Source organism: Candidatus Kuenenia sp. (assembly GCF_039794105.1).
Classification (GTDB): Bacteria; Planctomycetota; Brocadiia; order Brocadiales; family Brocadiaceae; genus Kuenenia.
The window spans coordinates 25,435-37,942 of the sequence record NZ_JBDIWA010000021.1 but is presented as its reverse complement, the minus strand read 5'-3'; the positions used below and the strand labels follow the sequence as shown (position 1 = coordinate 37,942).

Annotated in this window: 9 protein-coding genes; 3 read left to right on the top strand and 6 right to left on the bottom strand. The window is 42.0% G+C overall.

From position 1 onward, the window contains the following. Positions 1-736 precede the first annotated feature (736 nt). The 4 genes from ABJL82_RS10915 to ABJL82_RS10900 all read right to left on the bottom strand — a co-directional run bounded on the left by ABJL82_RS10915 (position 737) and on the right by ABJL82_RS10900 (position 6,729). Positions 737-1,438: a tetratricopeptide repeat protein gene (locus ABJL82_RS10915; RefSeq protein ID WP_347274728.1), complete on the bottom strand. Its 702-nt coding sequence runs from the start codon at positions 1,436-1,438 to the stop codon at positions 737-739. 658 nt (positions 1,439-2,096) lie between these two features. Further along, complete coding sequence (locus ABJL82_RS10910) at positions 2,097-2,477, bottom strand: hypothetical protein (protein ID WP_347274727.1); 381 nt, start codon at positions 2,475-2,477, stop codon at positions 2,097-2,099. A gap of 714 nt (positions 2,478-3,191) precedes the next feature. Beyond that, positions 3,192-5,384: a ribonuclease R gene (gene rnr, locus ABJL82_RS10905; RefSeq protein WP_347274726.1), complete on the bottom strand. Its 2,193-nt coding sequence runs from the start codon at positions 5,382-5,384 to the stop codon at positions 3,192-3,194. 400 nt (positions 5,385-5,784) lie between these two features. Next, on the bottom strand, positions 5,785-6,729 hold the full coding sequence (locus ABJL82_RS10900) for an HD domain-containing protein (RefSeq protein ID WP_347274725.1): 945 nt from the start codon (positions 6,727-6,729) through the stop codon (positions 5,785-5,787). A 438-nt stretch (positions 6,730-7,167) separates the two neighbouring features. Here ABJL82_RS10900 and ABJL82_RS10895 point away from each other — a divergent pair, with 438 nt between their 5' ends. After that, positions 7,168-7,329 (top strand): hypothetical protein, encoded by a 162-nt coding sequence (locus tag ABJL82_RS10895; protein ID WP_347274724.1) that lies wholly within the window; start codon positions 7,168-7,170, stop codon positions 7,327-7,329. Positions 7,330-7,519: 190 nt separating this feature from the next. Here the strand turns inward: ABJL82_RS10895 and ABJL82_RS10890 are convergent, their stop codons facing one another. After that, on the bottom strand, positions 7,520-8,821 hold the full coding sequence (locus ABJL82_RS10890; protein WP_347274723.1) for a multiheme c-type cytochrome: 1,302 nt from the start codon (positions 8,819-8,821) through the stop codon (positions 7,520-7,522). Positions 8,822-8,861: 40 nt separating this feature from the next. After that, complete coding sequence (locus tag ABJL82_RS10885) at positions 8,862-9,656, bottom strand: cyclase family protein (protein ID WP_347274722.1); 795 nt, start codon at positions 9,654-9,656, stop codon at positions 8,862-8,864. 343 nt (positions 9,657-9,999) lie between these two features. On the opposite strand from ABJL82_RS10885, the gene ABJL82_RS10880 reads away from it, so the two are divergent. After that, a complete protein-coding gene (locus ABJL82_RS10880; protein WP_347274721.1) occupies positions 10,000-11,028 on the top strand; it encodes a DUF1573 domain-containing protein in 1,029 nt (342 codons plus the stop codon). Between the two features lie 108 nt (positions 11,029-11,136). After that, positions 11,137-12,498, top strand: a complete 1,362-nt coding sequence (locus ABJL82_RS10875; protein ID WP_347274720.1) for a multiheme c-type cytochrome — start codon at positions 11,137-11,139, stop codon at positions 12,496-12,498. Positions 12,499-12,508: the final 10 nt, after the last annotated feature.

Below are 12,508 nucleotides of genomic sequence, written 5' to 3'. Positions count from 1 at the left end.
GGGGGCACCAGGCTTAGCACCCGTCATTTGCATTCCCTTCTTTCAACTGATTCATTCAATGTTCACGTAATAAGGCACTTGCCAACTATCAGCCTCATTACTGAGCCGGTAATATTTCAACCGGTATCTCTTCCATTACAGAAAAGCATTCGCTTCCTTATGGCATCTCACCCCAGTCCTCCAACAGCATGCCTCACGGTTAGCCTGCCCATAGGGCGAAGGTCTGAGTTTCCACGTTCCGTATAATTGACCTTGTAAATGACTTAGATGCGTCCTGGACACCGGTGGTTCTACAGTTCCGTGCAAGCACGTTAGAGACTTGCAACTTTACCAACATGCTATTCACACTGGGGAATAACCTTCGACCTGTTAAACCTCGTAGGTCTGTCGCTCATTGACGATGCGTGCGGACATTCATATATTTTCATCATATCATTCGTTCCTAGCCCTTAACCGGATAGGTTTTCCGGAGGGGTCTGCCTGTCGCCATTTCGACCCAATTCGGTACGTTGTCCGTGAGGCTTCGCACCCCGTCGCCAGCGCAATGGTAGCACGCTCACGTAGGAATAAGCAGGAACATGCTTAGTACACTCAAGAAGAAAATCTTCTTTTAGTACAATCAATTATGCGACATCGTGTCGCGAATAACGCATTAACTCAGCGGCGGCACAGCCGTCCGCTGGAGTGACGGGTTAGGTCGGATGCATGATTGCAAGGCTTGACCTATTCGGTTCTTTCACATTGGACCGAATTGGTAAACTATTCCTACCGATGATTCAAGGTTGCTAGCTTCCTGTTCTGCCGCCTTCCGATAGAGGCGCATGGCCTCTGCTTTATCCTTGGCGAGACCTCCACGCCCATCCTCGTGAAGGATCCCTAGTGCTTGCTGTGCCCCTGCAGCAGCGAATCCTTTTGTTCCCGCGGTTAGCCAACGGACTGCCTCGACATCGTTTTGACTGACCCCGGAACCCGTTAGGTACATCTTGCCGACAATTGTTTTGGCCAGTTCATTGCCATCCTCAGCGGATTTAATTGCACCCTCATAACCCCCGGCAAACAGAAATGGCTGGTTTGAAAATCCTTGCAGTTCAGACTCTGCTGCTTTTCGAAACCACTTCATCGCTTCGACCTCGTTCTTAGCGACGCCGTAACCTTCTGCATACGCACGCCCGAGCATAGATTGCGCAGCGGCACTTCCTTGTTCCGCCGCCTTGCGGTACCACCTCACGGCTTTCGCCTCATCTTTGTCAAGACCCATACCTTTTTCGTACATGATTCCCACGAACAATTGTGCTTCGACGTTTCCTTGTTTCGCCTTCTTCGTCATAGTATTGATGTAATCGTGACGATATTCTTTAGAAGACCACGGTGTATTCGGTGTGCAGGCACAGAGAGATACACCAATACTTAACATTACAGTGATTAGAGGGAATTTCATTCTTGTTCCTTTGCAAATAATGTCGAGCCTAACATTAATTAGATTGATCCGCATAATATGCGGAATACAGATTTATTGTACATATAACATATCTTTGATATGGCAAGTACTATATTAATAAGCACTTCAGACACTACCACTTAGGTCTCTTTGCACTTTTTATCATGTCGCCTTATACGGATCAGCATAAAATTCTTTTGTTCCATTTCAAAGCATATCTAATGGGCTATGAACCCCTGCCGGTCCGCGATTAAGGACATGGGTATAGGATCAAGGAGGCTGTCAATTCTCGAAGGGCTTGTTATGTGGGAGCTCAAGACTTCCTGTAGAGACAATTGTGCTCTGACACCTATTCAAATTAGGTCATCGGCGGGTTTCTTGCCGAATACCTGACCAGAAAAATACATGGGTGAACAGGTTCCTCACTCAATAATGATCGGTTGCCCAAACCGGATTTTGCCCAGCAAAACTATATGGTAACTCAAACGATAAAAATAGGCGTCTATGTCCGAGACGAGACGGCCACGTCGACCTGAATTCCGATGAATATATTCCCAAAGGGTGTATTGGTTACGACGTCTGTATCCGAGTCAAACGGATGCGGTCGCCAGACATCGACGGCAAATCCGGAATTGACGGAATGACTTTTGTTGTACATTTAGCTTGGAGCGGAATAAGGGACCCACTGTTCTACCTGGAATCTCAGGTTATAGCCCGGTGGGGTGGGTATGTTATGGTGGTTAATGGCATGGTTCATTGGTGCAAAGATGTCCGGGATAATTCGAAATGTCTCGCGCAGCCATCGTGAGCCGTTCCCTTTAAGATCGATATTGGCCACCCCGGAAAGGACCAGCAACCATTTCTGGTCAGTGACTGATGATGGCGTGGTTTCATTAACGGCCAGTGCTGCTGGAGTGATAAGCCAGTTTTGACCGGCGAAGCTTGACGGGTAAAGCATTGTGTTCTCTCCTGTATAGTCGATATTGGTTGACTCGATGCATTTGTTCGAGTCGGAATCGCCCAGCGTCTGTCCGCTCATGGGTGATGGCCTGACGCTCCTGCCTTCCGGTGCGCCGGGGTAAGTCAGTTGCCTGTCGTGCATAGAGAAATGTAGGTGATCAAGAATTGAGTTTCCAGACTTCGCAGCATCCCCCCTTTGTTTTTACAGAAGGTTTTGGAGATATCTATACTACTATCAGTAACATCTCAAAAGACTACGACGCACTTTATTGTACTTGTTATCTTTTGGTGCACGGGTCTTATTTTGATGTTACTGGCTATCTCAAAGATCATTTAAATGGAACAGAGATCGGTCGTTTAAAAACTTATAACAAACACCTTTTAAATCACACCTTCTTAGGCACATGTTTAACCTCTCAACCATGCCTTGAGGAACGTTGAACCTCAATAACTCTCTCCCTATTCCAAAAGTATTATATCACATAAATTCATTTCTACGAGGAAACCGAAATAAATATTTTATATGAATATCAAGCAGCTCTCTCCAAAGTTTCCAGTTTTTTGTGGTGCACGTTTTATCGTGGGTTGTGTTGGTTCAAGTATTCTATGGATAACCTCAGAACTCAAGAATTGGGCGACACTTCCCATATTCCTTGCATGATCTGGCAGGAGAATAAGGGAAGTGTTCCTATATTTCCCTGACAGGGTTATGCATCGTATTTCACGTTTCGGATTTCACCATTAAATATTTTGTCAAAAAAAGCAGAGAAATTACTGATAGGGTACTGCAGGGTTATGACTCAGGGTCTTCTTCCGGGATATTTCGTGTTTTCCCGCGGCGGGGCTTTTCATTTCTGTCCTCATAGGGGATAAAATCTACCTCTCGTTTTAAAAGATCGATTTTGTATATTTTTACTCTCACCACATCTCCGATTCGAAACATTTTTTTCCGTCTGGTGCCTACAAGCGCCATATGTTTTTTGCTTATCTGATAGATATCATCTTCCAGGGTACGGATATGTACAAGACCTTCCAGGAGATATTCGCTTAATTGCACAAAGAAGCCGTATTCCTGCACGCCGGTGATAACGCCCTCAAAATTATCTCCCACACGGGTTTCAAAAAAGCGCAGCAATTTCAGTTTGGTGATTTCCCGCTCTGCTTCTTCCGCCCTGCGTTCCGTAACGGAGCAATGCCCTGCCCATTCTGGCAAACAGTTTTCCCATATTTTTTGCACGACAGGTGACCGCAATTCTCCGGAAAAATGCTGATCCAAAATCCTGTGGATAATGAGATCGGGATAGCGGCGGATAGGGGAGGTGAAGTGGGCGTAATGTTCAAGGGCAAGGGCAAAATGCCCGTTCTCCGTTGCCGAATATACTGCCTGTTTCATCGATTTTAGCAAGACAAGATTTACCATATGCGCCTCAGGTTTTCCGCGTATTTCAGCCAAAAATGCTTGTAATTGATGTATTTTAAAGGGATCCACCCTGGTGTTCTCAAGCCCGCGTACAAAATCAGCGAATTCGAGCATATCTTCTTCGTCAGGCTCCGGATGCACCCTGCTTATCAGCGGCAATTTGTTTTTTTGCATAAATGTTGCAACCATTTCATTTGCCAGGAGCATACACTCCTCAACAAGCCGGTGTGATACATCCCTTTCTTCCTTTTCAACATTTTCAATATTCCCTTGTTCGTCCAGTTTCAGGGATACTTCAGGCAGGTCAAGCTCTATTGCCCCCCGGTTCATTTTGTTCTTAAAAAGTATTTGTGCCAGTTGCGCCAGTTCTACCAAAATATCCTTTACCATCTCCGGTATATTCCCCGCCGGTTCATTATTAATAATTGCCGTTGCCTGTTTATAGGTTAATCGTTTTGTAACGTTGATGACTGAATGTTTAACAGTGCTTTTAAGGATATTTCCCTCTGGGTCAATTGTTACAAGAACGCTTTTGGTCAGCCGGTCTTCCCCTTCCCTGAGACTGCAAAGATTATTCGATAACGCCTCCGGCAGCATGGGAATGACCTTTCCGGGCAAATACACGCTCGTACCGCGGAGTCGCGCTTCTTTATCAATGGCAGAGTCCTGTTTTACATAATAGGAAACATCGGCGATATGCACCCCCAATTGCCAATTACCCCGATCGTCCTTTTCAAGGGACAGCGCGTCATCAAAGTCCTTGGCGTCATCCGGATCTATTGTGATAATGAGCTTTTTCCGCAAATCAAGCCGTGCCTGGAGTTCCTCCTGAGATATTTCCTGAGATATGTTTTCCGCTTCATTCGATACCTTTTTATGAAATGCCTGCGGCAGTTTGAATTGATATATTATGGAATGCAGATCTACTTTCGGATCGCCTTCTTTCCCTAAAATTTCCGTTATTTCGCCTTCCGGATTCAGGTGTCTTGACGGCCATTGCAATATTTTAACCACTACCTTATCGCCAGGCGTCGCGTCTTTTGCATCGCCTTCCGTTACATAAACATCTCTGAACAGGCGTGCATTGTCCGGTACAACGTATAGCAACCGTTTGGATTTTTTAAAGGTACCCACAATGAAAGGATTGGCGCGTTTTAACACGTTGACAATCTGACCGGAACCGCCGCCCTTTTTTTTGCCTCTTTTTGGTATCTGCTCTAAATCCGGCAGGCGAACAACGACGATATCTCCGTGCATGGCGGAATTCATGTTTTCTTCGTTCACAAAGATATCCTTACCCTCGCCTTTTTTCATCGGCACTACGAAGCCAAACCCCCTAGAATTGCAATCCATCGTTCCTACCAGCAGATTCACTTTTTTAGGATTTGCGTATTGTTTTCGTTTTATCCTGACGATTTCACCCTGAAATTCCAGATCCTGCAATAATTTGCAGAAAGCCCGGTATTCCTCGTCGTTGACCTCAAAATGTTCCGCCAGTTCGGCGGCAGTCATTGGAGTGTATTTTTTGCTGTGGATAAATTGGATAATTGATATAGGTTCTATCATAGGTACTTTATTAACAATAAAATGATTTTAATGGAAAGGGGGAATACATGTACGGATATTGAAAAGGTTAAAGAGGGGATGTCTTTAATATGGGCCTAAGCTAGCATAGCCGGAACCAAACAAGCAAGAAATAAAAAATACGAAATTCGAAGTATGAAATCCGAAACAAATTCGAATAACAAAGCATAAAATTCAAAACAAATTCAAAACATCCCTGTCTGCGTGCGATCATGCACAGGCAGGCAGCAAGTACGAAGCACGAAATGCGAGATACAAAAGATGTATTTGTTTAGAATTTCAAATCATTTTGTCATTAGAATTTGTTTCGTATTTCGCCATTAAATATTTTTTCAAAAAAATGCAAAGAAATTACAGCCATGTCACTAAGTTCCATGAGCCTTCATTTTTTATAAAGTCTCCGCTCAAACATCCTCACATAATCCGTCCAGGCGCTGCTGTCATCTTTATGATTACTGATGGCTTTTGAAGCGCCCTGCATTTTTGCGTCCAGATTATCAAGATAGTGCAGCGCTATTGCCTCAGGTGTGCCTGGTTTTACCGGGGAACCCCATTCATACTCGCCGTGATGACTCAATATGAGATGCAAAAGGACGTTAAGAAGTTCCCTGGGAAACCCTTCAATCTTAGACGCCTTTTCATTCACCATAAGGACGCCTGATATGAGGTGACCCGTAAGCAGACCTTCATCGGTATACTGAAAGCTCCGCTCGTAAGATAATTCTCTAATCTTACCAATATCATGAAGAATCACACCGGCAATTAACAGGTCTTTTTTGACTACAGGATAAAAACCGGAAAAATTGACTGCCAGTTTTGCAACTGAAAGGACATGTTCCAGCAAGCCCCCCAAAAAAGCGTGGTGATTTTGTGTTGCAGCCGGTGCAGCACAAAATGCCGCAACAAATGACTTATCGGTAAAAAATGAGATGAGCAGTTTTGAAAGATAGGGGTCTTTAACGGACCTGATAATTTCTTTCAATTCCGCCAGCATTTCCTGGACATTTTTTTCAGTGCTTTGTACAAATTCATCCATTTGCACTTCTGACTCAGAAACAGGATCAATTTCCAAAAGTTTGATTTGCAGAGTATTGTTAAAGGTTTCTACCGTACCTTTGACCTTTACAAATCGGTCACTATTGAAACTATTATAAAGCGATGTGCTTGCATCCCATTTTTTTGCGTCGATACATCCGGATTTGTCTGCCAGTTGCAGAGTAAGATATGGTTTTTTGTCCTTAGTCTCCCTAATCTCCTTTTTGAGAACAAGGAAAACGCCCTCTACCTGATTACCACTCTTTAGATTTGCTATATATTGTCTGGACATTATTTAAGCAGGATTTTTTGGAAAGGTAATTTATGCAGAAATTGTAAGGGAGTAATTATGCAAAGTCAAGAAATATAACGAAATACGCCGCATTTCTTTACAATAGACACAGTGCTATATGCCGGTGAAAGGGGAATTACAGATTAGCACATATGAGAATTTTCGTAACACTTTAGTTTTTTGAAAAATTCCAATAATAGTGCTGATGCTTGCCGTATAGTAGTGTAGGGGTGGAGCATTTGGTATAAACGGTTACGGCTCGTTCCTCACTTGAGATATCTAAGTAGAGACAGGTTTGAAACCTGTCTCTACCATGTAGTGCGACGAGGTTCGTCGCACCAAATTTCGTAATTTTATCATAGTAAATAATTCATGGCATGCTGATTGCTCAAAAGAGAGGCCGTATTGATTATTTTTTTACAATTGTTTGGAGGAATTATGATGGGAAAGCATAAAAAGATTTTTTCAGAATATTATAACGATAATGACAGAGAAGAACTTTACGATACCCTGGATGCCTTACATGTCCTTATGGAAGGAGACAGGGAATTTACATATGGTGACCTTCTCTCCGAGATGGATCAAATAAACAGGCATTAAAGTAGGGGTTAAGCATGTGCCAGTTTGGGTATGAACGCATTTGTGACAATTTATAGCAAATGCTTCACCATTACACCGGGTTATATCGCAAGGTATAATAATTGGACATTGCAATGACTTGTTTTGTGAGAAAATAAGAAACAGCGTGTTTTGAAACGCAGGTTTTGCATTATTGCGGATACACGATACACTACCTGAGTTTGATCTTCATTTTTCGATTAATTTCCGCTTCCTGCCGTAGATTATTTGCCTCATTTTTTAAAGCCCGCAAATCATTTAACATTTCCGGCCAACAATGAAAATACGCATAATTTGCATTCATATGATGAAGCGCTTTTCCGGCAATAGCCGCATGGCGTTTTGCCAGACGTATAAAAATACCTTCCGCCTTTGAAACAGTGCTGTGCAAGGGGTATTCTCCGGTAAAATATGCATGCTCAGGATAACTGCTATCGAGCGGTATTGTCAATCCCGGTAAGAGTAGTTTCTCCCTGTCAAGCGCCAACACTAACTCTTCTGCCTCTTTTACGACCGTATTAAATACCTTTTGCGCATTTTTTGCGCTCATCAGCGCATCTTTTGAAAAAGCGGGGGAGTGGCATTTATTGCATAGTACCAACATATCATTTTTCTCTTTCCCGGAATCATCTTTATTGTAGCCCATCTCTTCTTCTTTCTCTGAATAGGGTGATTTGTCGCCTATTTTTCCGGATAGTCCGCTATGTGTATCATGTGCGCCGTCATGCATATGGCATGTTACACAAACGGGTGATGATAAGGAAGCGGATTCAAAATTGCCCTCTTTTGCCGATTGAATAGCGGCACTCACCATACCGTGTTTAGAATTCATATAGATTTCATACTGCGGATGATCAGAACCGGTGTGACAGACGCCACAAACAGCGGGAGATTTTATATGAGATGAGCCGGTTATATGCTGGGTATGGCATGAATTGCATTTAAATTGTATGGTATGGCATGATTTACAGGAAGTTAAAAGATTGTCCGATGAAAATGAAACATTTTTTTGAAAATCAACCACTGAATCCCAACTGGATGAGTGGCTGCTTTGCATGAACTCATTGTATTGTTTCATGTGACAGCGTCCGCAAATCCGTGGAGATACCGTACGTTGAACGCCTTTGTCAGAACAACGGGTTTCTTTTTCCTGAAATGCCTCTTTTTCTGTCTCGTCAAATTCAGGAGAAACAGTGTGACAATCCTTGCAGCCGACATTCATTACGGCGTGTTTGTTCGTTTTCCATTCGGCAGTCAGATGGTGAGCAACGTTGGATTTTTTATGACAGGAGATGCAGTGTAGCGACTCTTCCACGGCAACGTTTTTTTCTTCTTTTGGTATAACTACCTCAACAGTTGGAACATTTGAATATTCATTCTGTGTGGCGCAGCCCGCAATGAAGAGTAAACAGGAAATAACAATGAGGGATGTTTGCAGATATATAAAAGTTTTGACAGGGGTTGGCGCAGACATTTTTATTCTCCTTACAAATCATTTCGTAAAAATATGGAGATTATTCAGACAACAATGCCCACATCCGGCATTGTCCTCCGGAACCTCCCTCTATTTTAATCGGCGCGAGGATAAGTATGGCGCCTTTTGGCGGTAATTTGTCGAGGTTTGCGACATTTTCAAGTATGTACTTGCCGGCGCCATTTATTATATGATGCACCTGAAAATCTGAACACATGCCGCAATCTCCGCTTAAGGTATCAATGCCAATGCCCTTTATCTCTCTTTGCTGTATTAAAAAAAGCGCCGCTTCTTTAGAATAGCCGGGGAAATGCATCCTGTTGCAGTTGTCCATGTTTTTGTATTGTTCATTATTATCCCATCGCTTGCTCCATCCGGTATAAAGCAAAACAATGGCCCACTGAGGAATTGTGCCGTGCTCTTTTTCCCACTGTAGTATATCTTCGACAGACAGGGTATAATCCTGGTTTCTCTTTACCTTTTCCTGTATGTTAATCACAATAGCGGGGCCTACTAATTGTTCGAAAGGTATTTGGTCTACGGAAGATTGATTCGGCTCAAAATGATTTGGCGCGTCAATATGTGTGCCTAAATGTTCTGGTGTGCTGTATTTTCCAGAAAAGACCTTGTCTTTTCTTAATGAAGCAATTACTTCATATTTGAATGGTTCATATGCCCCTACAGGCCAATGCGCATTTTTTTCGTTTAGTGGATGGGTTAAGTCGATAGTTGATGCCGTACCGTCCATCAAATTCTCCAGAATCCCTGCGAATATGTCTGATGTAACGCAGGACAATGCAATGCAGGTAAAAAGGGGTATTAAAACCATTTTCATAACAGGTTTCCTTACAAGGAGTAATGAAAATAAAAGTAGGGGCGAAGCATTTGCCCGTTTGGGCATGAACGCATTTATGCCAATTTATAACAAATGCTTCGCCCCTACTTTTTCAAAAAACTAAATTGTTATGAGAAAATTTGCACGATAATTCACCCAAAAACAAAAGTGAAGTATATCTTATCGATTCATACCGGCTGAGTTCAATAATTATCTTTTTTTATTTATTTTAAGGTGTATATGTATTTAAATAACAAACAGTAACTGTGGTTTTTATGAAAAAGGTATAATTCCCGGCAGATAATTTGTTATTTTTGAGTACTGGTTTTAGAGGATACTAATTATGCGTAAAATGGCAATGTATGGTTTTGTGTTATTATTGGCGCTTGTTGTGGGAAATGCTATTGATGGAATTGCAGATGATAAGATACAGGGCGGTGGCAAATTAAAAAATGCTGAAAGCATTGCCCCGGCTATACAATTTGATGCATATACCCATGATTTTGGGAGGATTTATAGTGGTGAAAAAGTTATCCACAAATTTAAATTCAAAAATCATGGCGACGGTGAATTGATAATCGACAAGGTGAAATCTGCATGCGGTTGTACGGCGGCATTAAGTACAAAGAAAAATATCAAAAAAAATGAAGAGGGAGAAATCGAGGTAAAATTCAATTCCGGCAAGTACGTTGGTAAAATAGCAAAATCAATATTTGTGCATTCAAATGACCCCGTTAATCCAAAGGTTAAATTGGTCATTGAAATGAATATAATTGAAGAGGTAAGCGTGACTCCGAAGCGAATTAATTTTGGCGTCATCAGAATGGGGAGTTCGTGTTCCGCAAATCTCGAAATAAAAACATTACCCGGGTCAAAGATAAAAATATTGAAAGTTGAAACAAATTTTCCCTATATAAAATTAAAGGAAAAAGATAAGGGTGAAGATGCTTTGAATTATGAGGTTGCGTTAAGGGGTGTTGAAGAGTTTGGAAAGTTTAACGGATTTATTTTTGTTCATACAAATAGCGAAAAGAAACCAAAGATTGATGTCCCCTTTAACGGCGAGGTAATTGGTGATATTACGTATTACCCGAATAAATTGTCCTTTGGAACAGTCAGGAAAAACCGGGAAGTCAAAAAAACGGTTATTGTTACTTTAGTGGAGAAAAGTATAGAAATCGAAAAAATAGAGATAGAACCTGCATTTATGACATATAATATTTCTCCGCTGAATGATGATAGCCGGGTAATCAGTGTGCATATGAATCAGGGAGATTTTACCGGAACGGTAAACGGCAGTTTGTTGATCTATTCGAATAGCTCTCTTCAGCCGGAGATTTGTATCCCTATTTCGGCGACAATAAATGATTGAATATTGTGGGGGCGAAGCATTTGCAATAAACTGTCATAAATACGTTCATACCCAAACTGGCAAATGCTTCGCCCCTACTTTTTCAAAAAACTAAAGTGTTACCTTTTTATGAAAAGATATTATAATGCCATACTGCTCCTCGTTTTCATTTCTCTGATCGCAAAAACAGGTAGTTCTTCCGATAGATTCGTTTTAATATTTTTCGGGGAAGAACAGGGCGCCCTTGCCCCATGCGGTTGTTTTGAGGGTCAATTAGGCGGTATCTCGCGAAGGGATACGCTTTTGAAGAGTTACAAAACACAAGGCATTCCTGCGATAGCGGTAAGCACGGGCGATCTTATTAAGAGTCCTGAACGTCAGGAAGAGATTAAAATGGAATATCTGTTTGCCGCAATGAAAGAGATGGGGTGTATATTTCACAATCTTGGCGAGAAAGATTTTGAAATCGGCCTGCCGTCTTTGAGTTTTGCGTCGCAAACGAATACGATAGATTTTCTTTGCGGCAATATTGAAATAATTTCGCCGTTCCCTTTAAAGTATAAAAAATACCTGTTAAAAGAATTGCCAGAATTCAGCATTCCGTTAAAAATCGCATTTTTAAGCATTATTTCAGAGTCACTGATCAAGGAGCATTTATTAGATTTTATAAGGGTATATGATCCTGTTCAATCCTTAACTCCGGTAATAAACCAGATAAAAGGAAAAGCAGATCTTATCGTGCTTATCTCGCACGCACCCATGGAGGAATCTGTTGAAATTGCCGAAACATTTCCGGAAATTGGATTAGTAATTACCGGACATGGAATCGAAGACCCGGTAGAATCGTTAATGTATGTAAACAATACCCCTCTTCTCTCACATGGAACAGGGGGGAAATACGTAGCGGTTGCTGACTATGTGGTTAAGAGCGGCACGATACGAAATACATCTGTTGATATAGTTCCCTTAGACGACAAATATGCAGCATCTGAAAAAATGCAGGCATTGCTGAAGCAATATCAGCAAACGTTAAAGGCGGAGGATTTGTTGAGCAACCTCCCGAAAATACCGTTGGAAGATGGAAATTTCTATATCGGGAGTTTGGCTTGCGGAACATGTCACAAGAAAATTCATGCCCATTGGAGTAATACAAGTCATCAAAAAGCATACACAACATTGTCCGATGGCGGACAACAGTACGACCCTGAATGCATAAGTTGTCATACGGTTGGATTTGGATACGTCTCTGGTTTTGCAAATTACGAGACAAACCGGAATCTTGCGCACGTCGGGTGCGAAAGTTGTCACGGAGCCGGCGGCAAGCACATAAAAAATATCACAGAGTCATATGGCAAGGTAAACGAAAACGGTTGCCTTGAATGTCACAATTTAGACCATAGTCCAAAATTTCAATACCCAAAATACTGGGAAAGAATTAAACATCCCAAAGAAATTCCCGAAGGCATGCCTGAAAATACACACGGCGGTTGACGAAGGACGA